Here is a 24272-nt window from a genome sequence, read left to right on the forward strand (position 1 = left end):
TGTTGGACTGCGGCTTTTTAGAAGAGCACGGTGGCGAAGGTGCCGACCTGCTCAAAGCCCACGCGCTGGTAGGCGGCAACTGCACGCTGGTTGTAGTCGTTGACGTACAGGCTCGCCACCGGGGCGAACTTGCGCGAAAGTTCGACGACGGCGGCCATGTACGTTGCCGCAAGTCCCTTGCCGCGGTAGGCCGGGTTCATCCATACGCCTTGGATCTGCACGGCATCGGCCGAGACGTTGCCTAGCTCGGCCTTGAAAACTACTTCACCGCCGGGCTCGCGGTAGACCAGCGAATGCCCCTTGTCGATCAGGCTCCGCACGCGCTGGCGGTAGTGGTGTCCACCGGCAGCCATCGGGGAATAGCCGACTTCCTCTTCGAACATGGCCACGCAGGCCGGCAGCAGCACGTCCAGGTCCGCCCCGGTGGAGAAGCGGACCGCCGGATCCGCAGCCACGGCGGGCTTGCCGCGCAGTTCCATCAGTGGCTGGTTGGGCCGGACATCGAAGGGTCGGGTGGAATTGTGCTGGAAGGAACTCCAGATGCCCAGCACGGCTTCCGCCGGGCCGAAGATGGACGACGTCCGGCGGTTGCTGGAGGCCAGAAACTGGCCGAGGTTGGTGCCCTGTTCGGCAGTGAGCGCCGTGGGCACAAGATTGACCCCGCTCCAGCATGCACCGGCCAAAGCACCCTCGGCGAAGTAACCGAGGATTTCAGCGCCCGAAGGGGTGGGCGCAGCGGTTCTTGCGGCTTCCAGATGCGCGGCGAGGAACACGTTGGACACCGGATCCTGTTTCACCAGATCCCAGAGCCGACGCGTGTCCCCTTCGTCCAGGACCCGGATTTCGGCATGCCCCAGCGCCGCCGCGGCTTCGCAGCCGGAATCCGTGCGCAGCCGGTTAGCTGACGTTAACCACGGGGCTACCCTTGACAGCATTTTCGCCATCGGTCTCCCCCATTTCCTCCGCAATTCTCATTGCTTCTTCGATGAGTGTCTCAACAATCTGGTCCTCTGGCACAGTTTTGATGACTTCGCCCTTCACAAAGATCTGGCCCTTGCCGTTGCCGGAGGCTACGCCCAGGTCCGCCTCGCGGGCTTCGCCTGGTCCGTTGACAACGCAGCCCATAACAGCCACGCGCAGCGGAACTTCCATGCCTTCCAGTCCGGCGGTGACCTCATCTGCGAGCGTGTAGACATCCACCTGGGCGCGGCCGCAGGACGGGCAGGACACGATCTCCAGCTTGCGCGGACGCAGGTTCAGCGACTGCAGGATCTGGTTGCCGACCTTGATCTCCTCCACCGGCGGTGCCGAGAGGGAAACACGGATGGTGTCGCCGATGCCCTTGGAGAGCAGGGCGCCGAAAGCTGTTGCGGACTTGATGGTGCCTTGGAAAGCCGGACCGGCCTCGGTAACGCCGAGGTGCAGCGGCCAGTCGCCCCGCTCCGCCAGCAGCTCGTAGGCGCGCACCATCACTACCGGATCATTGTGCTTAACGGAGATCTTGAAGTCGTGGAAGTCATGCTCTTCGAAGAGCGAAGCTTCCCAGACGGCCGACTCCACCAGTGCCTCCGGGGTGGCCTTGCCGTACTTTTGCATCAGGCGCGGATCCAGCGAGCCGGCGTTGACGCCGATCCGGATGGACACTCCGGCATCCTTGGCGGCTTTGGCGATCTCCTTGACCTGATCATCGAATTTGCGGATATTGCCCGGGTTCACCCGCACTGCCGCACAGCCGGCGTCGATCGCAGCGTAAACATACTTCGGCTGGAAGTGGATGTCGGCAATGACCGGGATCTGCGACTTCTTCGCAATGATCGGCAGCGCTTCGGCGTCATCGGCGCTGGGGCAGGCTACCCGGACAATGTCGCAGCCCGACGCCGTCAGCTCGGCGATCTGCTGCAAGGTGGCGTTGATGTCCGTGGTCGGTGTGGTGGTCATGGACTGGACGCTGACCGGCGAGTCCGATCCAACGCCAACCGAGCCGACCTTGATCTGGCGCGTTTTACGGCGCGGCGCCAGGACAGGCAGCGGTGCGTTTGGCATTCCAAGGTTGACCGAGGTCAAAACATCCTCCAGGGGGCAGTTTGCAGAACAGCTTTCATTATCCTCCGGCAACCCGGATCTTGCGAAGATACCGGCCAGCTGTGGGAAAGATCATGCGTAGTCGGCGAAGGCTCCGGTCACGGGCTTCCACTCGGTCACCCGCAGGCCGGAAACAAAGTTCTGCACATTGAACGGGTCCTGCTTCAGTTCCTCCAGCAGGGCGCCTTCGCTCCCGGCGGTGAACAGCAGCAGCGCGCCGGTGCCGTCGGCGTACGGGCCCGAAGCCAGCAGGCGGCCTTCGTTGACGAACCCCTTCAGCCATTCGCGGTGGGCGGCACGGTACTCGTCGCGGCCCTCTTCGGTATCGGCGGCGTAAACATACTCGACGGCAAAAACACTCATGCCGACACCTTACCTGCCCTCAGGGCCGGGTTAATCATTGGTAGGACACGAACCAAGGCGCCGGTTTAACGTCGCCGTAGGTCCGCTCCGGGGAGAACATCGGAGTGTCTTCATCGTAGAAGTTCTTCCAGCCCATCCACACGTCGTCGGGCAGGTCCTGCCGCAGCGCGCGCCAGGTCTCCAGCTTCTGTCCCGGTCCGCCGTGGCCGTCGGCATGGATGACGACGGCGAGCTCGTCATGCCCGGTCTCAAGCTGCTCCCGGTTGGAGATCATCCGCAACTGGAACTGGTGCAGGATCAGCACCTTCTGCGGCAGGTTGTTCTCCAGCGTCAGCCGGGCCAACCAGTCGCTGACCTCGTTGACTTCTGCCGCGGTCACCGAGCCGATCTGCTCCATATGCCGCTCGCCGTCCTGCAACCGCCACTCCGGGTCCAGGGCCAGGCCGACATGCGGTTCCTTGAGCAGTTCCTCGTAGGCCTTGGCCTGGGTGAGGAAGTCGGTTCGGCCGGGCTGCAGGTCCAGCACCACATACACGCCCGCTTCGCCTGCGGCGTCTACCCAGGTCCGCAGCAGGTCGATGTCAGTGGCGGAAGAATAATCGCCGTCCTCGCCAGCGGATCCGGTGGCGACCGTGGCAATGATCTCGAACGCCGGAACTACCGGCTCGTCGCTCAGGCCCTTGTACTCGCCGGCCAGCTTCTTGGCCCGGTCGATGGTGGCCTCCACATCCTGTTCGCCGAGGGCCCCCAGCGCCGGACCGGACGGGTGGCCGTAGAGTGCGACCATCCGCCGCGATGGGAAGGCCAGCATTCCTCCCCCGGGCAGTTCCGCTGCCGTCATGGCGGTTTCGGTCCGGGCGGCGAACTGCGCCGTGCTGCCGAAGTCCGCGCCAATGGCGAGAATGTTGTGCTCCGGTTCGGCGCGCAGAAAGTCTATGGTTTCCGGGTCGGCCCGGGGGTCGGCCGCGGCATCGACGTGGGTGCGCACACCGGCGGCCTGAAGCACGGCCATGGTGGCCGGCAGGTCCTTCCGGACATCTTCGCCAAGCAGCACCGAGAACGGGGCTGCTTCTTCCGCGCCCGCAACCTCGTCCAAGGGTTGGTCCGGACCAAGAATCTCGACGCCGCCCAGAACGCTTTCCCACTCCGCCGGGCCGGAGGCTGCCGCGGTTCCGGAGACTGCTGTCCCGGTGGCTTCGTCCGTTCGGGCAGCTTCGGCAGTTCCGGTGGGTTCCGGCAACCCGGACGGACCGGACGGACCGGGGGAAGCCTCAGCCGCCGCGGATTCGGCAGCTCCGGCCGGCGCGCCGAAGGCCTTGACCTGGCGGACACCAAGCCGCTGCAGCTCGGCCTCGAGCCCGTCCCCGGCCAGCAGCAGCGGCGCTCCGGCGGGACCGGCCTCGGCGGCGGCCGCTTCGATGGCAGCGGCGTCCCCTCCCGGGGCAACCACAGCCACCGGGCTGGACTGGAACAGGGTTTGGCTGGCGGCCAGCGCTGCCTCGGCGTCGGTCCCCTTGATGACAGCAGGCTCCGCGGCGGCAGTGCTGAGGTAGACCCGGTTTTCGTCCCGGTCGGACCCGCTTTCCGCTGCCGTCCCCGACGCGCCGGGCCTGCCGTTCTGTCCGGCCGTGCAACCGCTGAGCACCAGCGCCGCGGCCAACGCCGACGCGGCCAGTACCCGAGACAATCCGGACTTGCCGCTGCCGTGCTTGGACATGCCACCTCCATACGTCGCTTCTGCTGCCAGTGTAGCCAGCGCCGCCGTCGTCGTTGTGGAGGTTCCGATGCAGGCGGTTCGGGCCTGCGTTGCTACCCGAAGATGTTGACCGGTTTAACGATGTCGGCGTAGATCAGCAGCGCGCCCATGCCCATCATCAGGATGGCCACCGCGTAGGTCAGCGGCAGCAGCTTGGCAATGTCCACCGGCCCCGGATCCGGCCGGCGGAACAGCTTGGCGAAGCCGCGGCGAACCGCTTCCCACAGCGCCCCGGCAACGTGTCCGCCGTCGAGCGGCAAAAGCGGGATCAGGTTGAACACGAACAAAGCCAGGTTCACCGAACCGACCAAACCGATCAGCGACGCCGCCCGCGCCTCGAACGGGATTTCCTCCATCGCGCTGATCTCGCCGGCGATCCTGCCCACGCCCACCACGCTCATCGGACCGTTAGGGTCGCGCGGGGCGTCGCTGAAGGCGGCCTCGGCGACATCGGCCAGCCGCTGCGGCAGATTAAGCACGACGCCGGCAATCGCCTGTAGGTTCTCCCCCACCGCCGGCAGCACGGCCGTGACCGGCTGCGGGACCAGTTCCTGGGTCGAGCCCATGCCCACGAAGCCGACCTCTTCCATTACCGGGTCGCCGTTGGCATCGAGCACCAGCTCGTTGGACTCGTCGAAGACCGGACGTTCCGAGAGCACCGGCGTGATGGTGGTGCTGATGCTCTGCCCGTCGCGCTCAAGCGTGATGGGCGTGGCCTCGCCGGCGGCGTCCCGGATCCAGCGGGTGAGTTCGTACCAGTCCGTTACCGGCTTGCCGTCGAAGGACGTGACGGTGTCACCGGGCAGGATTCCCGCGGCGGTTGCCGGTGCCTGCGGATCCGACGGCAGGCAGTCGGTCTGCCCGGTTTCGGCCTGCTGCGCGGCGCTGACCACGCACTTGTTGACCTCGCTGATGGTGGTACTGGGCTGGGCCGCACCGAAGCCCACCATCACAATCCCGAGCAGGACCACGCCGATCACCAGGTTCACGAACGGGCCGCCGAGCATGATGATCATGCGTTTGAACACCGGCAGTTTGTAGAACACGCGGTTATCGTCGCCCGGCTGCAGCCGCTCCGCCTCGGCTTGCCGGGCGTCGTTGGCCAGCTGCTGGAACATGCCGGTGCTGGACTGGCGCACCGATGCCGCGCCGGTCTTGTCCTTCGCCGGCGGGTACATTCCGATCATGGAGACATAGCCGCCGAGCGGAATCGCCTTGACGCCGTACTCGGTTTCGCCCTTTTTCTTCGACCAGAGGGTCTTCCCGAAGCCCACCATGTACTGGGTGACACGGACCTTGAACAGTTTGGCCGGCAGCAGATGGCCCACTTCGTGCAGCGCGATGGAGAGCGCAATGCCCACCGCGACGAAGAGGACTCCGAGAATAAAGAGAAGTACGGTCACATCATTCCTAAACGTTTGCGGGCTTCGGTTCGTGCCCACGTTTCTGCTGCCAGCACGGACTCCACGGTCAGTTCCGCGGAGCCGGCGTGGTCGGCTACCACAGCGGCGACGATGTCCACGATATCCACAAAACCGATCATGCCGTCGTGGAAAGCGTCCACTGCTTCCTCATTGGCGGCGTTGTAGACGGCCATGAAGGTGCTGCCCTGGGCGGCGGCCTGCTTGGCCAGCCGGACCGCGGGAAACACCTCGTCGTCCAGCGGCTCGAAGGTCCACGTCACGGCGCTGGACCAGTCGCACGGCCTCGCCGCTCCCGGAACCCGCTGCGGCCAGCCGAGCCCCAGCGCGATGGGCAGGCGCATATCCGGCGGCGATGCCTGGGCAATGGTCGAGCCATCCACGAACTGGACCATGGAGTGGACCACGGACTGCGGGTGCACCACCACATCGATCTTCTCCAGCGGCACGTCGAAGAGCAGGTGCGCCTCGATGACTTCAAGCGCCTTGTTGACCATGGTGGCCGAATTTGTCGTCACCATCCGGCCCATGTCCCAGGTGGGGTGCGCCAGTGCCTGCTGCGGGGTCACGGCGCCCAGTTCCGCGCGGGTCCTGCCGCGGAACGGCCCGCCGGACGCGGTGACGATCAGCCGGTCCACTTCGGCCGCTGAGCCGGAGCGCAGCGCCTGGACCAGGGCGGAGTGCTCAGAATCCACCGGAACCAGCTGGCCGGGCTTCGCGGCCCGTTTGACCAGCTCGCCCCCGGCGATAAGGGACTCCTTGTTCGCCAGCGCCAGCAGATGGCCGGCTTCGAGCGCCGCCAGGGTCGGCACCAGGCCGATCGAGCCGGTAATGCCATTGAGTACGACGTCGGCGTTCGGCCAGGCGGCGATGCTCGCCGACGCGTCGTGGCCGGCAAAAAGTTCGGGCTCGTAGCCGCAGATGCCCGCGTCCGCGGCAGCTGCCTTGATCGCCGTAGCCAGGTCCTCCCGCGTTCCGCTGGCAATGCCGACCGCCTCCGCCCGGGTGTGGACTGCCTGCCGGGCTACCAGCTCCAGATTGCCGCCGCCGGCAGCAAGGGCTGTCACTTCGAACCGGTCCGGGGCGCCGTCGATCACATCGATGCCTTGGGTTCCGATGGAACCGGTGGACCCCAGCAGCACTACTTTCCGTGGCCGGCCGGCTGCCTCTGGGTCGCTAAGAAAATCCATATCTTCCAGTATCCCGCACCCAACCCCGGCCAGCGGCACCCGGAGAGACACAACGACCGGTGGGAGTTCATCGCACCGGTCGTTCGGAGTGTTCTGGCTAGGCTCAGCAGCTGGCCTCCACAGTTAGGCGAAGGCGGCTACTGCTTCCTTGACCGGAACATCTCCGGAGATCAGGTTGAGGAGCTGGCGCTCACCGGCACCCGTGTGCAGCAATTCCGCCAACCCGGCGGCAACATCCGCCCGCGGCACGGGACCGCGCTCCTCCACCAGGTCCAGGCGGACGATGCCGCTGCCGGCGTCGTCGGTCAATTGGCCGGGACGGACAATGGTCCACTTCAGGTCGCGGGTTTTGAGGTCCTCTTCGGCTGCCAGCTTGGCCCGCAGGTAGGCGACGAAGACCTCGTCCATGCCCTCCGGTGTAGCGCCGTCGCGGACGAGATCGTTGCCCATCGAGGAAATCTGGATAAAGCGCTCGACACCGGCTGCCTCGGCGGCATCCGCCAGCAGCACGGCGGCGCCCAGGTCCACCGTTTCCTTCCGTTCGACCCCGCTGCCCGGCCCGGCACCTGCTGCGAAGACCGCCGCATCGGCGCCCTTCAGGATTTTTGCGACCTCGTCCACCGAGGCGCTCTCCAGATCCACCACCTCGGGGATGGCACCGTCCACCATCAGGTTGGCGCTCTGCTCCGGTTTGCGGATCAGACCAACCACCTCATGCCGGCCCGCGGCCAGGATCCTGGTCAGTTCGCGTGCGATTTTTCCATGTCCACCTGCAATAACTATGCGCATGACCGGTGCAACCACACTTCAGTGCAGGCTATTCCAACCCGTCCGATGCCAGCCCGCCATTCAGCCTGCCAGCCCGGCCCGGCGCAGCGTCTGCTCGGCGTGCTTGATCAGCGGGCCGTCAACCATCTTCCCGCGGAAACGGAACACACCCGGTTCCGTCCGGGCGGCCTCCAGTAGCGCCGCGGCATCGGCAACGGCGGCCTCGGATGGGAGGTAGGCGGCGCGGATGACCGGTATCTGGCTCGGATGGATCACGGCCTTGGCACCGAATCCGCAGGCCACGGTGTCGTCGGCCTCGGCAGCCAGGCCGTCCAGATCCGGAATATCCACATAAACCGAATCGATGGCCGTCTTGCCGTAGGCAGCGGCCGCCAGCAGTACCTGCGAGCGCGCCTGCCGTGCGACGTCCCGATAGGTCCCGCCGGCGTTGCGGCTGGAGGTCCCGCCGAGCGAGGCAAGCAGGTCTTCCGCCCCCCACATCAGCGCAACGACGTTCCCGGTGCGCGCGATGTCAGGGGCGGAGAGGACGCCCAGCGCCGTCTCGCACAGCGCCACGACGTCGTACCCGCCCAGCCCGGCAATGGCGTCCGCATTCTCGGATTTGGCCAGCATGATGGTGGTGTAGCCGGTACGCTGCAGCGCCGCCATGTCCAGGGAGTGGTCTTCGGTTCCGAGCGGGTTGACGCGCACGATGGTCCGCCCCGGATCCAGCGGGTTGTCGATCACGGCTTGCCGGGCCTGCGCCCGGTCCGCCGGCGCTACGGCGTCCTCCAGGTCCAGGATGACCGCGTCCGCACGGTCCGCCGCCTTGGCATAACGCTCGGGCCGGTCCGCGGGACAGAACAGGATGGCCGGGCCCATGGCAAACATCAGCCGAGCTCCTGGTTCCGGAAGCGGTTCCTGGCCTCCGGCTCGGTCTGGCTCTGCCGGTGCCCTTCTTCGGTCCACATCAGGCAGCTGCGCACCGCCGTGGCGACAATGTCCTCGTGCTGGTTGCGTCCGGTATGGCTCATGGTGACGATCCCCTGCCCGCGCCGTGAGGCCGAGAGCCGCTTGTCGGTCACGGTTGTCTCGGTGTACAGCGTGTCGCCGTGGAAGAGCGGATGCGGGAAGTTGATGTCCGTCAGTCCCAACTGGGCCACGATAGTGCCCTGGGTGAGCTGGGTGACGGACTGCCCAACCACCGTGGCAAGCGTAAACATGGAGTTCACCAGTCGCTGCCCGAACGGCTGCGATGCGGACCAGTCCGCATCCAGGTGCAGGGCCTGGCTGTTCATGGTCATCGTGGTGAACAGGACGTTGTCCGCTTCGGTAATGGTCCGGCCCGGCCGGTGCGCGTAGACGGTACCGGGCTGGAGCTCGTCGTAGTAGAGCCCGCGCTGGGTGATGGTGGTCCGCAGGTCCTCGCCCGGCGTTCCGCTGCTTCCTGTGCCCATACTTCCGGTGCTCATACGTCGTCGACCTCGTGTTCTTCGATGTTCAGGTCGGCACCGGTGGCAGCCACGACCTCGTCCACGCTGACACCCGGCGCCACTTCGCGCAGCACCAGCCCGTCTTCGGTGACGTCGATGACGGCCAGGTCGGTGATGATCCGGTCCACACAGCCCTTGCCGGTCAGCGGAAGCGAGCAGCTCTTGAGGATCTTCGGGTTGCCCTTCCGGTCCACGTGCTCCATCATCACGATCAGCCGCTTGGCGCCGAAGACCAGGTCCATGGCTCCGCCCATGCCCTTAACCATCTTGCCCGGCACCATCCAGTTGGCCAGGTCCCCGTTTTCGGCCACTTCCATCGCCCCGAGGACCGCCACGTCCACGTGTCCGCCGCGGACCATGCCGAAAGAGGTCGACGAGTCGAAGATCGCCGCGCCCCGGTTGAGCGTGACCGTTTCCTTGCCGGCATTGATCAGGTCCGGGTCGAGGTTTTCCTCCGTGGGATAGGGCCCGACGCCGAGGATTCCGTTCTCGGAGTGCAGCACCACCTCCACATCGTCCGGAATGTAGTTAGGGATCAGGGTAGGCATCCCGATGCCAAGGTTCACGTACTGGCCGTTGCGCAGCTCCTTGGCTACGCGGGCGGCGAGTTCGGTGCGCGTCAGTGCCATCGTCAGTTCCCCTTCCCCGCGCCGGCCTCGGTGACCGTACGCTTCTCGATCCGTTTCTCCACGTCGCCGGCCACCACCACGCGCTGGACGAAGATGCCCGGCGTGTGGATGTGCTGCGGATCCAGCTCGCCCGGTTCAACCAGTTCCTCCACCTCGGCGATCGTGACCTTGCCTGCCATGGCCGCCAGCGGATTGAAGTTCATCGCGGTCACGTGGTAAATCAGGTTGCCCAGCCGGTCGCCCTTCCACGCATGCACCAGCCCGAAGTCGGGCCGCAGCGACTCTTCAAGCACGTAGTCCGCGCCGCCAAAGCTGCGCACCTCCTTAGGTGCCGATGCAATCGCAACGTTCCCCTCGGCGTCGTACTTTTGCGGCAGTCCCCCTTCGCTGACCTGCGTGCCGACGCCCGCCGTCGTATAGAAGGCCGGAATGCCGGCACCGCCGGCGCGAAGTTTCTCGGCCAGCGTGCCCTGCGGGGTCAGCTCCACCTCGAGTTCGCCGGCCAAATACTGCCGGGCGAACTCCTTGTTCTCGCCCACGTAGGAGCTGATGGTCCGCCGGATCCTGCCGTCTGCCAGCAGCACGCCCAGGCCCCAATCGTCCACGCCGCAGTTGTTGCTGATGGTTTCCAGGTCCTTGGTGCCGCGATCGTGGAGGGCCTGGATCAGGGTCACCGGGATGCCGCACAGGCCGAAACCTCCCACGGCCAGCGAGGCCCCGTCCTGGATATCGGCCACGGCCTCCGCCGCGCTGCCTACAACCTTGTTAATCACGTTGTCCCTAGCCTTCCGTCGATCGTGGCCGGTGCGCGGTCAGAGCCCGAGTTCGCGGGCGATGAGCATCAGCTGCACTTCGGTGGTTCCTTCGCCGACTTCGAGGATCTTCGAATCCCGGTAATGCCGTGCCACCCGGAACTCGTTGATGAACCCGAATCCGCCGAAGATCTGCGTGGCGTCGCGGGCGTTGTCCATGGCCGCTTCGCCTGCCACCATCTTTGCAATAGCGGAGTGGGTTTTGAAGGGCTTGCCCGCAAGCATCCTGGCCGCGGCGTCATAGTAGGTTAGCCGGGCGGTGTGCGCGCGGGCCTGCATGCGGGCGATCTTGAACTGGATCGCTTGGAAGGACCCAATGTTGGTCCCGAAGGCCTGCCGGTCCTTGGCGTACCGCACCGATTCGTCCACGCAACCCTGCGCGGCTCCGGTGGCGAGCGCAGCGATGGCGATGCGGCCCTCGTCCAGGATCTGCAGGAAGTTGGCGTAGCCCCGGCCGCGTTCCCCCAGCAAGTTGGCTTCCGGCACGTGCACGTCCTTCAACGTGAGCGGATGCGTGTCCGAAGCGTTCCAGCCGACCTTGTTGTAGGCCTTCTCCGCGGTGAAGCCCGGGGTGTCGGTGGGCACCAGGATGGTGGAGATCTCTTTCTTGGTGCTCCCGTCCTCCCGCTCCGAGGTGCCCGTGACCGCCGTGACGGTGACCAGCTTCGTGATGTCCGTGCCGGAGTTGGTGATGAACTCTTTGTTGCCGTTGATGACCCACTCGTTCCCTTGGCCACCCTCCACCAGCTGGGCCCGGGTCTTGGTGCCGCCGGCGTCCGATCCGGCCTCGGGTTCCGTCAGGCCGAAGCCGGCGAGCGCCTGGCCGCTGGCGAGCATGGGCAGCCACGCGGCCTTTTGCTCCTCCGTGCCGAAGCGGTAGATCGGCATCGCGCCCAGCGAGACGCCTGCTTCCAGGGTGATGGCCACCGACTGGTCCACCCGGCCCAGCTGCTCCAAGGCCAGCGCCAGCGCAAAGTAGTCCCCGCCCATGCCGCCGTATTCCTCCGGGAAGGGCAGCCCGAAGAGGCCCATTTCGCCCATCTGTTTGACCACGTCGTAGGGGAAGGTGTGGTCCTCGTCGTGTTTGGCGGACACCGGGGCCACCACTTGGTCGGCGAAGTCCCGGACGGCATCCACCAGGTCCTGGTGGTCCTCGCTGAGGGAAAAATCAGGCATGCTCGGCTTCCTTCTGTTCCGTTGTTTCCGCCCCGCCGGCAGGATCTGCTGCGACGACGACGGCGACAATCTGGCCGGCTTTGACCAGATCGCCGGGTTTGAGATGGATACTTACTTCTCCGGCCACGGCCGCGGTGAGCTGGTGCTCCATTTTCATGGCCTCCACGGTCAGCACGGTCTGCCCGGCCTCGACGTGCTCCCCGTTGCTCACGGCGACCGCGGTCACGGTGCCCGGCATCGGCGAGCGCACCTCAGGTGACAGCTCGCCCTCCTCGCGGTGGATCCGCTCCAGCGCCTCGGCCAACCGGCGCTTCCGGTCCCGCACCGTCAGCCCGACGCAGAACCCGGCGTCGGCGATCCAGATGGTCCCGGTGCTCAGGTCGACGGCATGGCGAAAGGGCTTCCGCACCCCATTGACGACGGCGGCTCCCGCCTCTTGCTCAAGGCTCACCGTAAAGCTGCTGCCGGCTACTTCCGCGCGGAAGACTGCCTGGCTGCCCGTGCTCCCGGGACTTAGACGGGTCAGCGCAACCTCGCGAGGTTCCCCATGGGGCATGGCGAAACTGACCACCGTGGGCACGGCGCTGCCCACCCGCCAGCCATCGCCGGCCGCCCAAGGGGAATCAGCCCGCAGGGAATCCGGTTGCGGAGAGTCAGGGTGCGGGAAGTCGGGTATTCGGGATTGCGGCAGCCGGGCTTCCCGTCCGCCCCGTCTGCCCTCCAGCCAGGCCACCGAAGCAGCCACGAGTTCCCCGTCGGTGACCCGGCGGAACGCCAGATGCGGCAGTTTCCGTTCGATCAACGTGGTGTCCAGGCGCCCGGCGCGCACGTCGTCGTCGTTCAGGAGCAGCCTCAGGTACTCGACGTTAGTGGGCACGCCCAGCACCACGGTCTCCCCCAGCGCCCCGTCCAGCCGGTCCAGGGCCTCCTCCCGGTCCTCGCCCCAGGCAATGACCTTGGCGAGCATCGGGTCGTAGCTGCTGGAAATTTCCAGCCCGGGCAGCAGCGAACTGTCCACCCGGATGCCGTCGCCGGATGCTTCATGCAGCCCCAGCACCGTTCCGGCCGATGGCAAAAAGTCCTGTTCCGGATTCTCCGCATAGACGCGCGCTTCCACCGCGTGACCGATGAGAACGACGTCGGACTGGGCTATCGCCAGCGGCTCACCCGCTGCCACGCGCAGCTGCCATTCGACCAGGTCCAGCCCGGTGACCAGTTCCGTGACCGGGTGCTCCACCTGCAGCCGGGTGTTCATCTCCATGAAGTAGAACTCGTCCGGGGTCTCGTCGGAAACCAGGAATTCGACTGTGCCGGCCCCGCTGTAGTCCACGCTGCGGGCGGCGTTGCAGGCGGCCTCGCCGATTCTCGCGCGGGTGGCTTCGTCCAGCAGCGGCGAGGGGGCTTCCTCGATCACCTTCTGGTGCCGGCGCTGGAGGGAGCATTCGCGTTCGCCCAGGTGGATAACGTTGCCGTGGTTGTCCGCCAGTACCTGGACCTCGATGTGGCGCGGACTGCGGATCAGCTTCTCCAGGAACAACGTGTCATCCCCGAACGCGGATGCAGCCACGCGCCGGGCGGTGGCCAGGGTGGCCGGCAGCTGGTCAGGGCCGTCCACCACGTGCATGCCCTTGCCGCCGCCTCCGGCCGAGGGTTTGATCAGCAGCGGGTAGCCCACGCCGTTGGCGGCGTTGATCAGTTGTTCATCGCTCAGCCCGGGTTCGGCCAGGCCAGGCACCACCGGCACCTGGTAGCCGGCCACGTGGTTCTTGGACCGGATCTTGTCCCCCATGACGCCGATGGCCTTCACATTCGGCCCGATGAAGGTGATGCCGGCAGTCTCCAGCGCCTCGGCAAAGGCGAGGCTTTCGCTCAGGAAGCCGTAGCCGGGGTGGACGGCCTCGGCACCGGTCTGGCGGCAGGCGGAGATGATGGCCTCGATGGTCAGGTAGCTGGCGGTAGGCGCCGCCGGGCCGATCCTGACCGCAAGGTCGGCTTCACGCACGTGCCGGGCACCGGCGTCGGCGTCGGAATAGACCGCGACCGTGCGGATGCCCAGCCGGCGGCAGGTGCGGATCACCCGGCAGGCAATTTCCCCGCGGTTGGCGATCAGTACCGTAGTGAAGAGCTGTTCGGGCATGGCGCTCACATTCTGAACAGGCCGAAGGACGTCTCCGGCAGCGGCTGGCGGGCGCAGACATCGAGCGCGAGGCCAAGGACCCGGCGGGTGTCCGCCGGGTCGATGATCCCGTCGTCCCAGAGCCTGGCGGTGGAATAGTACGGGTTGCCCTGCGCCTCGTACTGCTCGCGGATGGGCGCCTTGAAGGCTTCCTCCTCCTCGGCCGGCCATTCGCCGCCCGCGGCTTCGATCTGGTCGCGCTTCACCGTGGACAGCACCGACGAGGCCTGGTTGCCGCCCATCACCGAGATCCGGCTGGCCGGCCACATCCAGAGGAAGCGCGGCGAGTAGGCGCGCCCGCACATCGAATAGTTGCCCGCGCCGAACGATCCGCCGATGATGACGGTCAGTTTGGGTACCCGGGTGGTGGCGACAGCGGTGACCATCTTGGCGCCGTGTTTGGCGATGCCGCCGGCTTCGTAGTCGCGTCCGACCATGAACCCGGAGAGGTTCTGCAGGAAGACCAGCGGGATGCCGCGCTGGTCGCAGAGCTCAATGAAGTGGGCGCCCTTGAGCGCGGACTCGCTGAAGAGCACGCCGTTGTTGGCCACGATCCCGACCTGGTGTCCGTGGATTCGGGCGAAGCCGGTGACCAGCGTGGCGCCGTACTCCCGCTTGAACTCGTGGAACAGGCTCCCGTCGACCACCCGGGCGATCACCTCCCGCACGTCGTAGGAAGCGTTTACATCCGTGGGCACCGATCCATAGAGTTCCGTTGGATCTGCCGACGGCGGTTCCCCGGCCGCTATCTCCCAGGCCGGCTCGACTACGGGCAGCGTGGAGACGATGTCGCGGACGATTTCCAGGGCGTGCTGGTCGGTTTCGGCCAAGTGGTCGGTCACGCCGGAGATCTTGGCGTGGACGTCGCCGCCGCCGAGGTCCTCGGCGCTGACCACTTCGCCGATGGCAGCCTTCACCAGCGGCGGACCGCCCAGGAAGATGGTGCCCTGGTTGCGCACGATGACCGTTTCATCGCTCATCGCCGGGACGTAGGCGCCGCCGGCCGTGCACGAGCCCAGGACGGCCGCGATCTGCGGGATCTTGCGCGCCGAGAGGTTGGCCTGGTTGTAGAAGATCCGGCCGAAGTGCTCGCGGTCCGGAAAGACCTCGTCCTGTTTGGGCAGGAAGGCGCCTCCGGAATCCACCAGGTAGATGCACGGCAAGTTGTTTTCCAGCGCCACTTCCTGCGCGCGCAGATGCTTCTTCACCGTCATCGGGTAATAGGTTCCACCCTTGACCGTGGCGTCATTGGAGATCACCAGGACATGGCGCCCATGCACCAGTCCGATCCCGGTGATGATCCCGGCGCCGGGCGAATCGCCGTCGTACATTCCTTCCGCGGCCAGCGGCGAGAGTTCCAGGAAGGGGCTGCCCTCGTCCAGCAGCGCATCGACGCGATCGCGCGGTAGCAGTTTGCCGCGGCCCACATGGCGCCGGCGGGACTTTTCCGGTCCGCCAAGCGCCGCGGTCGCGAGCTTGCCGCGCAGATCCTCAACCAGTGCGCGTTGCGCCGCTTCGTTCTCCAAGTAGCCCGGGCTGGTAGTGTCCACCCGGGAAGGCAGTGTCTCCATCGACATCTTTCTTCGCGCGGTAGGTGCCATTTTCCAGTCCCGCTGCCGTTCAGCAGGCTGGTCAACGAACACGCTTTTGGTTAGTCTGTACTAACTGAAATTCAGGTTAGTGCGCATTAACCGAATTGTCCAGCATTCATCCGAACAGGAGGGACGTACATGTCCCCTAGCTCAGCTACCGGAGCCGGCTCACCAGCGGGTCCAGGGCCTGTGGCCAGTGCCGATACGGGCAGGGTCACCGGCCGGAGCCTGGCGAAGGCCTCGCGCCGGGCCGCGTTGCTGTCCGCCGCCGCGAAGCTGTTCGCGGAGCGCGGGTTCAACGGCGTCTCGATCGAGGACCTCGGCTCCGCCGCGGGCGTCAGCGGACCCGCTGTCTACCGGCACTTCAGCAGCAAGCATGCGGTGCTGTCCGCACTGCTGACCGGAGTGAGCCAGGACCTGCTCGACGGCGGACAAGCCGTAGTCGAAAATTCCCCGGGTCCTGAAGAAGCCCTGCGCGGGCTGATCGAATTCCAGGTGGACTTTGCGCTGCGCAATCCGGACGTCATCCGTGTCCACGACCGCGACCTGGACAGCCTGCCCCCGGAAGACTCACAGGCCGTGCGGGCCCTGCAGCGGGCGTACGTCGAAGTCTGGGTGGCCGTCCTTTCCCGAGTGCTCCCCGGGCAGGAGCCGGCGCGGTTGCGGGTGCGTGCCCATGCTGCCTTCGGCCTGATCAACTCCACGCCGCACATCACCCACCGGGGCAAGCCGGTGCGGGACAAGATATGGCGGCGCAATCTGCTGGAACAAATGGCATGGGCAGCACTGAAAGCCGAGTAGGCTTCAATAAAGACCCCTAGCCGAAAGGTTTGCCATGATTGAGCTACGCCCAGTGGAACCTGCCGACCTCGACAAGTTCTTCGAGTACCAGCAGGATCCCGACTCCAACCGTATGGCTGCTTTCACTGCCAAAAACCCCTCCGACCGTGGAGTGTTCAACCACCACTGGCAGAATATCCTCAACGACGAGGCCATCACTGTCCGCACCGTCACCGCCGACGGCGAAGTGGTGGGCAGCATCATGGCCTACCCCTCGGACGGCTACCCGGAGCTAACTTACTGGACGGCGAAATCGCACTGGGGCCGCGGCATCACCACCGCAGCCGTGGAGAAATTCCTCGCCGAATTCACCGCCCGCCCCATCCGCGCCCGGGCCGTCAAGGACAACCTCGGTTCGATCAAGGTCCTGGAGAAGGCCGGCTTCAAGGCCATCGGCGAGGCCCAGGGCTTTGCCAATGCCCGGGCCGCCGTGGTCACCGAAGAAATTCTGGAACTTCTCTAGCCCTCACACCATCGTCAGGACCATCCCCGGCTCGGCCAGGATGGTCCCGACGTCGGCCAGGAACGTCGCCCCCTGTTGTCCGTCCACAAGTCGGTGGTCGAACGACAGGCTGAGGGTGACGACCTGGCGCAGGGCGATGCCGCCCTGGTATTCCCAAGGCTGCCTACGGACCGCGCCCATGGCCAGGATCGCTGCCTCCCCCGGGTTGATGATGGGGGTACCGGCGTCGATGCCGAAGACGCCGATATTCGTGATCGAAATGGTTCCTCCGGTCAGGTCTGCCGGGGCTGTCTTGCCCGATCTTGCCGCGCCGGTCAGCTCGCCCAGTGCCAGGGCGAGCTGGCGCAGGTCCAGCGCGTGGGCGTCCTTGATGTTGGGCACGATCAGCCCCCGCTCCGTGGCGGCAGCGATGCCCAGATTCACATAGTTCTGCCGGACGATCTCCTGGTTGGCCTCGTCCCAGCGCCAGTTCAGCGAGGGATTGCGCTCCAGCGCGATGCACAGCGCCTTGGCCAGTACGGTCAGCGGCGTGATCTTGATGCCGCTGAAGGCACGGCTGTCCCGCAGTTTGGCCAGCAACTCCATGGTCGGTGTGACGTCCACGGTCAGGAACGACGTGGCATGCGGAGCGGTAAACGCGCTGGCCACCATCGCGGCGGCCGTGTGCTTGCGCATGCCCTTGATCGGAATGCGGCTTTCGCGTTCCGCCGCACCCGCCAGCCATCCGCCCGCACGCGCAGTGGTGGCTGCGGCAGCCGGCTGCTCCCTACCCCGTTCGCCGGCCCCGGCAGTAGCGCCGGTGTGGAAACGTTCGACGTCGGACCGCGTGATCAACCCCTGCTCGCCCGTTCCGGTTATCTCAGCGAGATCAATGCCCAAGTCCCGGGCCAGCTTGCGGACCGGAGGCGTGGACCGCGGCCGTTCCTTCCCGGATTCCGCCAGCTCCCCGGCAGGCTGGGCGCGGGCTGCAGCAGCTGGTTCGCGTGCCGGAGCCGTCCTGGCCACCGGAACCCCTCCGCCTGTCCCAACGGCACCGGCCCGACGGCGGCGCCTGGGTGCGCCTGATGCTTCGGCCTGTGCGCCGTAGCCCACCAGGTTCGCCTCACGGCCACCCGCCGTGGCGGTGGCGGCACCGTTTGAAGACCGGCCGCCAGTGCCGTTCTCGGACGGGTCGCCGGAGCCGGCCACTTCGAAGGAAACAATCGGTTCGCCCACATTGACCGTGCTGCCCGGGGCTTCGTGCAGGACGGTGACGACGCCGGCAAACGGTGACGGCAGTTCCACGACGGCCTTTGCGGTTTCCACTTCGCCGAGGATCTGGTTCAGCTCCACCCTGTCGCCTTCGGCAACGTGCCAGCTGACGATTTCCGACTCTGTGAGACCTTCGCCCAGGTCCGGCAGCTTAAAGACCTTGATTCCCATCAATTCCCCTCCAGACCGCTGAGCGAATTCGTCCGGCCCAGGACGCGGTCCACGCCGTCCAGCATCCTGTCCAGATCGGGAAGATGATGGTGTTCCATCTTTGCCGGCGGGTAGGGAATATCGAATCCGGTGACACGGACGGGTGCATGTTCCAGATGGTAGAAGCACCGTTCGGTGATGCTCGCTGCCACCTCCGCACCGAGTCCTCCCGTCATGGCCGCTTCATGGGTGATCACAAGGCGGCCGGTCTTGCGAACCGAGGCCTCCAGCGTGGCGAAGTCCAGCGGAGACAGCGAGCGCAGGTCGATGACTTCCACCGAGATACCTTCCTCCCGCGCCGCCAGGGCGGCGTCCTTGGCGACCTGCACCAGGGCACCGTACGCCACCAACGTCACGTCTTCGCCGGCGATCTCCACCCGAGCCTGCTCGAGGGAGAAGGATCCCAGATCAACCTCTTCGTCCACCTCCCCCTTGACGTGGTACCGCCGCTTGGGTTCGAAGAAGAGCACCGGGTCATCGCAGGCTATGGCCTGCTGGATCATCGCGAATGCATCCTGCGGGTTGGATACCGAGATCACCCGCAGGCCGGAGGTATGCATGAAATAAGCCTCCGGCGATTCCGAATGATGCTCCGCTGCTCCGATTCCGCCGCCGAACGGAACCCGGATAGTCAGCGGCATCTTGACCCTCCCCTGGGTGCGGTAGTGCAGTTTGGCCACCTGGCTCACTATCTGGTTGAACGCCGGATAGATGAACCCGTCAAACTGTATTTCGCACACCGGCCGGTATCCGCGGTACGCCATACCCACGGCTGTACCCAGAATGGCGGATTCCGCCAGCGGGGCGTCGATGACCCGGTGGGCACCGAAGTCTTTCTGAAGTTCGTCAGTGATGCGGAAAACACCGCCCAGCTTGCCGATGTCTTCGCCGATCAGGACAACCTTGGAATCGTGTTCCATTGCCCTACGCAGGCCGGTGTTGATAGCCCGGCCAAAAGTCATGGTGCTCATCGCGTGCCTCCCCCTGCAGCCTCGAACGAGGCAAGATAACGGGAGTAGTGGTCCCGTTGGCGCTCCAGCACCGAGTGCGGTGTGGTGTAGACGTTGTTGAACACGTCCAGGTCCCCGGGCTCGGGCAGTGTTACACAGCCGTGCCGCAGCTGCGCGGCAACCTCGTCCGCCTTGGCGTTCACCCTGTCCGTGACGTCACCGGTCAGCAGTCCTTCGGCCTCCAGCAGTTTGGCCAGCCGGTCGATGGGATCGCGGCCCTTCCAGTCTTCGAGCTCGTTCGGGTCCCGGTATCTGGTGGGATCGTCCGCCGTCGTATGCGGACCCATGCGGTAGGTGACCGCTTCAATGAAGCTTGGTCCGCCGCCGCTGCGCGCCCGCTCCAGGGCCTCGCGTGTCACGGCCATGCAGGCGAGTACGTCGTTGCCGTCCACGCGCACGCTCGGAATACCGAAGCCGGGGGCGCGGTCCGCGATGTCCCGCTGTGACTGGAGGGTGACCGGTTCGGAAATCGCCCACTGGTTGTTCTGGCAGAAGAAGACCACCGGTGCCTGGAAGCTGGCCGCAAAGACCATGGCCTCGTTGACGTCGCCCTGGCTGGTGGCGCCATCGCCGAAATACGCTACAGCCACGGCGTCTGCGCCGTCGAGCTTGGTTGCCATGGCGTAGCCGGTAGCGTGCAGGGTCTGTGCCCCGATAATCACCTGCGGCGTGGCCATGTTGATCTCATACGGGTTCCAGCCGGAGGGTGCGTTCCCCCGCCAGACCCTGATCATGTCCGTGTAGTCGGCGCCGCGGCAGTAGGCCACGCCGTTCTCGCGGTAGCTGGAGAAGACGAAATCGTCCTTGCGAAGCGCCCGGCCCGATCCGATCTGCGCCGCCTCCTGTCCCAGCAACGGGGGCCAGAGTGCCAGTTCACCCTGGCGCTGCAGGGCGGTCGCCTCCTGGTCTACCCGGCGCACCACCACCATGTCTTCGTACAGCCCCTGGAGGCGGGCCCCGTCGATATCCGCCACCCATTCACCGTAGGGACCGGCAACCCGGGTTCCCTCCGGTGTCAGCAGCTGGACGAGATTTTCCCCGGATACTGACCTCATGCCATGTAAGGACACTTGATGCACGCAACCTTTTCTCGTTGTGTCGGTCCCGCGGATCTTGTGGATCCCACGGCACCTTTGCAGACCTCCCGACGCCATTGCCGGCAGGTAGTTGTGACGATACTCACAGAAGGCAGCAAGCGCAATATCCGGTTCCAAAACTGAGCATAATGCACTGCCGTGGCCAAATATATCGTGCTAACGTTGCGCATTATGCAGCCTCTGGATGGCACCGACACGCGTTTGCTGATGGCCCTGGCACAGGACCCTCGGCGTACCGTTGTGGCCTTGGCGCAAGAGCTGGGACTTTCCCGCAATACGGTCCAGGCGCGCATGAGCCAGTTGGAAAAGAAATCCGTTTTCCTCTCCTTCGACCGCCGCATCAGCCCGGCCGCCCTGGGCTATCCGCTTGCGGCCTTCATCCACATCCATGTCCAGCAGCCCAAGCTGGAGCAGATCACTAACGAGCTGGCCCTGATTCCCGAAGTGCTGGAAGCTTTCGGTATCACCGGACAGGCCGACATCCTGGCCCGGGTGGTCTCCACCGGCGCCGAAGACCTTTTCCGGATCAACGGGAAGGTCCTCGCCATCGACGGCGTGGAGCGCACGGACACTTCGCTGGCCATGCACGAACTGGTGCCGTTCCGCATCGGACCGCTGCTGCAGCGCCCCCGCGGACCGGACGCGGACTGATTGCCTCCGAGCCCGTCAGGCTGGCCCACCCGCAGCTGGCCTGAGGGGCTGAGCCACGCCGTACTTGGCGGACAGCCGTCCGGATTCCACCAGCCACCGGACGGTGTCGCGGACGGTGTCGTCGAAGGGCCGCGCGCTCACACCCAGCTCGATGGTGGCCGCCGACGTCTCGAATTCCGTTCCGCGGCGGAGGATGTCCACGCTCTCTGCGTAGGCCGGCATTGTCCATTGCGCGGGCAGCCGGCGTTGGAGCACATCCATCGGCTTGAGCAGCGCCAGCATCAGTCCGGCCGGCACCGTCACGAACGGATATTTGCGCCCCGTCGCCCGCTCAAGGGCGCCGAAGATCATCTTGCCGTCCGCAAAGTGGCCTGGGACCACATAGCGGTGCGATTCACTGCACTTGTTGACGACGGCGGCAACCAGGGCCGCAACGTCCCGCACGTCCGTGTAATGGGTGCGGCCGGAGGGCCAGATTGGGAGCCGTCCGGCGGCCAGCCAGCGAAGCCGTTCACTCTGGTCGCCGCGGTAGGGATCATGCGGGCCAAGCGTCGAACCCGGATAGACGGTGACTACCGGGTCTCCGGCCGCTTGGAAACCGCGGGCCACCTGCTCCGAGAGGATTTTCGAGCGGGTGTAGGGGTAATCGATATCGCCCAGCGGAAGCGACGGATCAGTGCCGCCCTTCCGGACCAGAACGGCATACGTCGAAATGTGCACCACAGGTGAAAGCCGGGCTCGGACGGCCTCGCCGAGGACATTCTCCGCCGCTTCTACATTGGTCCGCTCGATCTCGTCGGCCCGCCGCGGATCCAGGGAATAGATGGCCGCCGCATGAACGACGGCGTCACATCCGTTAACGGCGCCCCTCACCACCTGTGGATCCAACACATCGCCGACGACAACGTCCTGCTGCGCGGCAGCAACGACGTCGGCACCAAAAGGAGCCAGCGACGAGCGCGTTTTATCCCGGTCACGCACCAGCAACCGCACGGAGTGCCCCGCTTGAACTAACGCTGCCACTATGTGGCATCCGACAAAACCCGTGCCACCGGTCACCAGGACTCTCATTCCCCAAGCATGGACCTCTCGGGCACGCCTGCATAGACGCCGTCGGGCTTGGAAATTCCCCCCGCTCAAAGACGCATCTGGAAACCGGCTTGGGACGCACGAAGCGGGCCCGGAATGTCCGGGCCCGCCGCTTTGCCGTGCAGTCGTGTTGCCGGCAGTTGTGTTGCCGTCTGTCTAGTGGTCGACAGCCTTTTCGGCGCCGACGCCGGTCAGTGAACGGACTTCCATTTCCGCCTGCTTGGCCGGATCCTCCACACGCTTGTCGAGTACCGTGCCCAGCCAGCCGAGGAAGAACGCCAGCGGGATCGAGATGATGCCCGGGTTCTTCAGCGGGAACCAAGCGAAGTCCGCGCCCGGGATCATCGAAGTCTCCGTACCGGAAACCACCGGGGAGAACGCGATCAGGATCAGCGCAGCGGCCAGACCGCCATACATGGACCAGATGGCGCCCTGGGTGGAGAACTTCTTCCAGAACAGCGAGTAGATGATGGTCGGCAGGTTTGCCGAAGCCGCCACCGCGAAGGCCAGCGCCACCAGGAAGGCAATGTTCTGGCCTTGGGCGCCAATGCCGCCCAGGATGGAGAGGATACCGATGACCACCACGGTACGGCGGGCGACCTTCACTTCGCCGTCGGCGTCTACTTGGCCCTTGCGGACCACGTTCGCGTAAATGTCGTGCGCAAAGGAAGCCGCGGCAGTGATCGTCAGGCCGGCCACCACGGCCAGGATGGTCGCGAAGGCGACGGCGGAGATCAGTCCCAGCAGCAGCGGGCCGCCGAGCTCGAACGCCAGCAGCGGTGCAGCGGAGTTGACGCCGCCGGGAGCTGCCTCGATCACCTCCGGTCCGATGAGCGCGCCGGCGCCGTAGCCGAGCACCAGCGTGAACAGGTAGAAGGCGCCGATCAGCCAGATCGCCCAGACCACGGACTTGCGGGCCTCCTTGGCGGTCGGAACGGTGTAGAACCGCATCAGAACGTGCGGCAGCCCAGCGGTACCGAGCACCAGCGCCAGGGCCAGCGAGATGAAGTCGAACTTGGAGGTTTCGCTGGCACCGTACTGCATTCCCGGATTCAGGATGTCAGTGGTTCCGGCCGTCGCGGCGGCATCGCCGAGCAGGGCCGAGAAGTTGAAGCCGTACATCGCCAGCACCCAGATTGTCATCACGAACGCACCGGCGATCAGCAGGCAGGCCTTGATGATCTGGACCCAGGTGGTGCCCTTCATACCGCCCACCAGTACGTACAGGATCATCAGCGCACCGACGACCACAATAACGATGGACTGGCCAAGCCTGTCGTCGATGCCCAGCAGCAGCGAGACGAGTCCGCCCGCGCCGGCCATCTGGGCCAGCAGGTAGAAGAAGCAGACCGCCAGCGTCGTCGTTGCCGCGGCGATGCGCACCGGGCGCTGCTTGAGCCGGAAGGAGAGCACATCCGCCATGGTGAACTTACCGGTGTTGCGCAGCAGCTCCGCTACGAGGAGGAGAGCCACCAGCCAGGCGACCAGGAAGCCGATGGAGTACATGAAGCCGTCATAGCCGTTGATGGCGATCGCGCCGCAGATCCCGAGGAAGGAGGCGGCGGAGAGGTAGTCGCCGGCAATTGCGGTGCCGTTCTGTCCGCCGGTGAAGGAGCGGCCGGCCGCGTAGTAGTCGGCCGCTGTCTTGTTGTTGCGGCTGGCGCGCAGCACGATCACCATGGTGATCGCCACGAAGAGGCCGAAAATGGTGATGTTCAGCCAGGGCTCGCCGACCTGCGTCTCGGCCTGCGTGGTGGTGGTCAAGGGAAGCATCAGTTCTTTTCTCCTGCCTGGGGCTCGACGGCCGCGGACTCAAGCTCGCTGCGCATCTCGGCCGCGATCGGATCCAGCTTCTTGTTGGCGAAGCTGACGTACCACATGGTGATCGCGAACGTGCTGACGAACTGCAGCAGTCCCAGGATCAGGCCGACGTTGATGTTGCCGATCACCTTGATGGACATGAAGTCATGCGCATAGTCCGCCAACAGGACGTAGGCGAAATACCACAGCAGGAATGCAATGGCCATGGGGAACACGAAGCTGCGGTGCCGGCGCCGCAGCTCCTGGAACTTCGGTTCCTGCTGGACTTTCTCGAAGTCCACGGCTGCCGTGAAATCGGCCTCCGGGGTGGGATTTTGTCCCATGTCTCCTCCTCTTGGGGATTTTGTGACTGCAATCACTCTCCAATGTGATCCAGTACATG

The 24272-nt window shown here is 65.6% G+C and carries 24 protein-coding genes; 4 read left to right on the forward strand and 20 right to left on the reverse strand.

What is annotated here, in order from left to right; all coding sequences use genetic code 11:
• Positions 1 to 17: 17 nt before the first annotated feature.
• Together HGO92_RS15645 and ispG are read right to left on the reverse strand one after the other, a co-directional pair.
• Positions 18 to 944: a GNAT family N-acetyltransferase gene (locus HGO92_RS15645; RefSeq protein WP_346768980.1), complete on the reverse strand. Its 927-nt coding sequence runs from the start codon at positions 942 to 944 to the stop codon at positions 18 to 20.
• Positions 898 to 2028 carry a flavodoxin-dependent (E)-4-hydroxy-3-methylbut-2-enyl-diphosphate synthase gene (ispG, locus tag HGO92_RS15650; RefSeq protein ID WP_240974680.1) on the reverse strand — a complete coding sequence of 377 codons (1131 nt, stop codon included), beginning with the start codon at positions 2026 to 2028 and terminating at the stop codon, positions 898 to 900. The genes HGO92_RS15645 and ispG overlap by 47 nt, the downstream gene beginning before the upstream one ends.
• On the opposite strand from ispG, the gene HGO92_RS23810 reads away from it, so the two are divergent.
• The gene (locus tag HGO92_RS23810; protein WP_240974687.1) at positions 1913 to 2164 is read left to right on the forward strand and encodes a hypothetical protein; all 252 of its coding nucleotides are present in this window, start codon (positions 1913 to 1915) and stop codon (positions 2162 to 2164) included. The two genes, ispG and HGO92_RS23810, sit on opposite strands and share 116 nt — an antisense overlap.
• Here HGO92_RS23810 and HGO92_RS15655 read toward each other — a convergent pair.
• From HGO92_RS15655 to HGO92_RS15710, 12 genes are all read right to left on the reverse strand, one after another.
• On the reverse strand, positions 2155 to 2445 hold the full coding sequence (locus HGO92_RS15655) for a YciI family protein (protein WP_169996434.1): 291 nt from the start codon (positions 2443 to 2445) through the stop codon (positions 2155 to 2157). The two genes, HGO92_RS23810 and HGO92_RS15655, sit on opposite strands and share 10 nt — an antisense overlap.
• 34 nt (positions 2446 to 2479) lie before the next feature.
• Positions 2480 to 4162, reverse strand: coding sequence for a hypothetical protein (locus HGO92_RS15660; RefSeq protein ID WP_169996436.1), 1683 nt, complete (start codon positions 4160 to 4162; stop codon positions 2480 to 2482).
• 92 nt (positions 4163 to 4254) lie between these two features.
• On the reverse strand, positions 4255 to 5604 hold the full coding sequence (locus tag HGO92_RS15665) for a site-2 protease family protein (protein ID WP_169996438.1): 1350 nt from the start codon (positions 5602 to 5604) through the stop codon (positions 4255 to 4257).
• Complete coding sequence (gene dxr, locus HGO92_RS15670) at positions 5601 to 6812, reverse strand: 1-deoxy-D-xylulose-5-phosphate reductoisomerase (RefSeq protein WP_169996440.1); 1212 nt, start codon at positions 6810 to 6812, stop codon at positions 5601 to 5603. The genes HGO92_RS15665 and dxr overlap by 4 nt, the downstream gene beginning before the upstream one ends.
• Positions 6813 to 6935: 123 nt before the next feature.
• Complete coding sequence (locus HGO92_RS15675; RefSeq protein WP_169996442.1) at positions 6936 to 7601, reverse strand: SDR family oxidoreductase; 666 nt, start codon at positions 7599 to 7601, stop codon at positions 6936 to 6938.
• Positions 7602 to 7661: 60 nt separating this feature from the next.
• Positions 7662 to 8471, reverse strand: a complete 810-nt coding sequence (locus HGO92_RS15680) for an HpcH/HpaI aldolase/citrate lyase family protein (protein ID WP_169996443.1) — start codon at positions 8469 to 8471, stop codon at positions 7662 to 7664.
• A complete protein-coding gene (locus tag HGO92_RS15685; protein ID WP_240974681.1) occupies positions 8471 to 9037 on the reverse strand; it encodes a MaoC family dehydratase in 567 nt (188 codons plus the stop codon). Before HGO92_RS15685 ends, HGO92_RS15680 begins: the two co-directional genes overlap by 1 nt.
• 11 nt (positions 9038 to 9048) lie before the next feature.
• Positions 9049 to 9702, reverse strand: a complete 654-nt coding sequence (locus tag HGO92_RS15690) for a CoA transferase subunit B (RefSeq protein ID WP_169996447.1) — start codon at positions 9700 to 9702, stop codon at positions 9049 to 9051.
• Between the two features lie 2 nt (positions 9703 to 9704).
• Complete coding sequence (locus HGO92_RS15695; protein WP_169996449.1) at positions 9705 to 10475, reverse strand: 3-oxoacid CoA-transferase subunit A; 771 nt, start codon at positions 10473 to 10475, stop codon at positions 9705 to 9707.
• Between the two features lie 39 nt (positions 10476 to 10514).
• The gene (locus HGO92_RS15700; RefSeq protein WP_169996451.1) at positions 10515 to 11690 is read right to left on the reverse strand and encodes an acyl-CoA dehydrogenase family protein; all 1176 of its coding nucleotides are present in this window, start codon (positions 11688 to 11690) and stop codon (positions 10515 to 10517) included.
• Entirely contained in the window at positions 11683 to 13827 is a 2145-nt protein-coding gene (locus tag HGO92_RS15705) for an ATP-binding protein (protein WP_169996453.1), read from the reverse strand. The genes HGO92_RS15700 and HGO92_RS15705 overlap by 8 nt, the downstream gene beginning before the upstream one ends.
• Before the next feature lie 5 nt (positions 13828 to 13832).
• Entirely contained in the window at positions 13833 to 15437 is a 1605-nt protein-coding gene (locus HGO92_RS15710; RefSeq protein ID WP_169996455.1) for a carboxyl transferase domain-containing protein, read from the reverse strand.
• Between the two features lie 159 nt (positions 15438 to 15596).
• Between HGO92_RS15710 and HGO92_RS15715 the strand changes: the two genes are divergently transcribed.
• Entirely contained in the window at positions 15597 to 16259 is a 663-nt protein-coding gene (locus tag HGO92_RS15715; RefSeq protein WP_169996457.1) for an SACE_7040 family transcriptional regulator, read from the forward strand.
• A gap of 34 nt (positions 16260 to 16293) precedes the next feature.
• The gene (locus HGO92_RS15720) at positions 16294 to 16761 is read left to right on the forward strand and encodes a GNAT family N-acetyltransferase (RefSeq protein WP_169996459.1); all 468 of its coding nucleotides are present in this window, start codon (positions 16294 to 16296) and stop codon (positions 16759 to 16761) included.
• A gap of 3 nt (positions 16762 to 16764) precedes the next feature.
• Here the strand turns inward: HGO92_RS15720 and HGO92_RS15725 are convergent, their stop codons facing one another.
• Genes HGO92_RS15725 through pdhA form a run of 3 tightly spaced genes read right to left on the reverse strand, consistent with a single transcriptional unit; the run spans position 16765 to position 20287 of the window.
• Complete coding sequence (locus tag HGO92_RS15725) at positions 16765 to 18183, reverse strand: dihydrolipoamide acetyltransferase family protein (protein ID WP_169996461.1); 1419 nt, start codon at positions 18181 to 18183, stop codon at positions 16765 to 16767.
• Entirely contained in the window at positions 18183 to 19193 is a 1011-nt protein-coding gene (locus HGO92_RS15730; RefSeq protein WP_169996463.1) for an alpha-ketoacid dehydrogenase subunit beta, read from the reverse strand. The genes HGO92_RS15725 and HGO92_RS15730 overlap by 1 nt, the downstream gene beginning before the upstream one ends.
• On the reverse strand, positions 19190 to 20287 hold the full coding sequence (gene pdhA, locus HGO92_RS15735) for a pyruvate dehydrogenase (acetyl-transferring) E1 component subunit alpha (RefSeq protein ID WP_169996465.1): 1098 nt from the start codon (positions 20285 to 20287) through the stop codon (positions 19190 to 19192). Before pdhA ends, HGO92_RS15730 begins: the two co-directional genes overlap by 4 nt.
• A gap of 213 nt (positions 20288 to 20500) precedes the next feature.
• Between pdhA and HGO92_RS15740 the strand changes: the two genes are divergently transcribed.
• Positions 20501 to 20980 (forward strand): Lrp/AsnC family transcriptional regulator, encoded by a 480-nt coding sequence (locus HGO92_RS15740; protein ID WP_169996467.1) that lies wholly within the window; start codon positions 20501 to 20503, stop codon positions 20978 to 20980.
• Positions 20981 to 20995: 15 nt separating this feature from the next.
• On the opposite strand, the gene HGO92_RS15745 is transcribed toward HGO92_RS15740, so the two are convergent.
• The 3 genes from HGO92_RS15745 to HGO92_RS15755 all read right to left on the reverse strand — a co-directional run bounded on the left by HGO92_RS15745 (position 20996) and on the right by HGO92_RS15755 (position 24213).
• Positions 20996 to 22051, reverse strand: a complete 1056-nt coding sequence (locus tag HGO92_RS15745; protein ID WP_169996469.1) for an NAD-dependent epimerase/dehydratase family protein — start codon at positions 22049 to 22051, stop codon at positions 20996 to 20998.
• A gap of 174 nt (positions 22052 to 22225) precedes the next feature.
• Positions 22226 to 23842, reverse strand: a complete 1617-nt coding sequence (locus tag HGO92_RS15750; RefSeq protein WP_169996471.1) for a monocarboxylic acid transporter — start codon at positions 23840 to 23842, stop codon at positions 22226 to 22228.
• Positions 23842 to 24213 carry a DUF485 domain-containing protein gene (locus HGO92_RS15755; RefSeq protein ID WP_169996473.1) on the reverse strand — a complete coding sequence of 124 codons (372 nt, stop codon included), beginning with the start codon at positions 24211 to 24213 and terminating at the stop codon, positions 23842 to 23844. Before HGO92_RS15755 ends, HGO92_RS15750 begins: the two co-directional genes overlap by 1 nt.
• Between the last annotated feature and the right edge of the window lie 59 nt (positions 24214 to 24272).

This window comes from Crystallibacter degradans (assembly GCF_012952295.1).
GTDB lineage: Bacteria > Actinomycetota > Actinomycetes > Actinomycetales > Micrococcaceae > Crystallibacter > Crystallibacter degradans.

Excerpts from the sequence above, each read along its gene's own strand:
- HGO92_RS15660 (WP_169996436.1), bottom strand. The coding sequence starts at position 4,162 with ATGTCCAAGCACGGCAGCGGCAAGTCCGGATTGTCTCGGGTACTGGCC.
- HGO92_RS15715 (WP_169996457.1), top strand. The coding sequence starts at position 15,597 with ATGTCCCCTAGCTCAGCTACCGGAGCCGGCTCACCAGCGGGTCCAGGG.
- HGO92_RS15645 (WP_346768980.1), bottom strand. The coding sequence starts at position 944 with ATGGCGAAAATGCTGTCAAGGGTAGCCCCGTGGTTAACGTCAGCTAAC.
- pdhA (WP_169996465.1), bottom strand. The coding sequence starts at position 20,287 with ATGAGGTCAGTATCCGGGGAAAATCTCGTCCAGCTGCTGACACCGGAG.
- HGO92_RS15740 (WP_169996467.1), top strand. The coding sequence starts at position 20,501 with ATGCAGCCTCTGGATGGCACCGACACGCGTTTGCTGATGGCCCTGGCA.
- HGO92_RS15750 (WP_169996471.1), bottom strand. The coding sequence starts at position 23,842 with ATGCTTCCCTTGACCACCACCACGCAGGCCGAGACGCAGGTCGGCGAG.
- HGO92_RS15675 (WP_169996442.1), bottom strand. The coding sequence starts at position 7,601 with ATGCGCATAGTTATTGCAGGTGGACATGGAAAAATCGCACGCGAACTG.
- HGO92_RS23810 (WP_240974687.1), top strand. The coding sequence starts at position 1,913 with ATGTCCGTGGTCGGTGTGGTGGTCATGGACTGGACGCTGACCGGCGAG.
- HGO92_RS15720 (WP_169996459.1), top strand. The coding sequence starts at position 16,294 with ATGATTGAGCTACGCCCAGTGGAACCTGCCGACCTCGACAAGTTCTTC.
- HGO92_RS15705 (WP_169996453.1), bottom strand. The coding sequence starts at position 13,827 with ATGCCCGAACAGCTCTTCACTACGGTACTGATCGCCAACCGCGGGGAA.
- dxr (WP_169996440.1), bottom strand. The coding sequence starts at position 6,812 with ATGGATTTTCTTAGCGACCCAGAGGCAGCCGGCCGGCCACGGAAAGTA.
- HGO92_RS15680 (WP_169996443.1), bottom strand. The coding sequence starts at position 8,471 with ATGTTTGCCATGGGCCCGGCCATCCTGTTCTGTCCCGCGGACCGGCCC.
- HGO92_RS15655 (WP_169996434.1), bottom strand. The coding sequence starts at position 2,445 with ATGAGTGTTTTTGCCGTCGAGTATGTTTACGCCGCCGATACCGAAGAG.
- HGO92_RS15730 (WP_169996463.1), bottom strand. The coding sequence starts at position 19,193 with ATGAGCACCATGACTTTTGGCCGGGCTATCAACACCGGCCTGCGTAGG.
- HGO92_RS15755 (WP_169996473.1), bottom strand. The coding sequence starts at position 24,213 with ATGGGACAAAATCCCACCCCGGAGGCCGATTTCACGGCAGCCGTGGAC.
- HGO92_RS15725 (WP_169996461.1), bottom strand. The coding sequence starts at position 18,183 with ATGGGAATCAAGGTCTTTAAGCTGCCGGACCTGGGCGAAGGTCTCACA.
- HGO92_RS15685 (WP_240974681.1), bottom strand. The coding sequence starts at position 9,037 with ATGGGCACAGGAAGCAGCGGAACGCCGGGCGAGGACCTGCGGACCACC.
- HGO92_RS15745 (WP_169996469.1), bottom strand. The coding sequence starts at position 22,051 with ATGAGAGTCCTGGTGACCGGTGGCACGGGTTTTGTCGGATGCCACATA.
- HGO92_RS15710 (WP_169996455.1), bottom strand. The coding sequence starts at position 15,437 with ATGGAGACACTGCCTTCCCGGGTGGACACTACCAGCCCGGGCTACTTG.
- HGO92_RS15700 (WP_169996451.1), bottom strand. The coding sequence starts at position 11,690 with ATGCCTGATTTTTCCCTCAGCGAGGACCACCAGGACCTGGTGGATGCC.
- HGO92_RS15690 (WP_169996447.1), bottom strand. The coding sequence starts at position 9,702 with ATGGCACTGACGCGCACCGAACTCGCCGCCCGCGTAGCCAAGGAGCTG.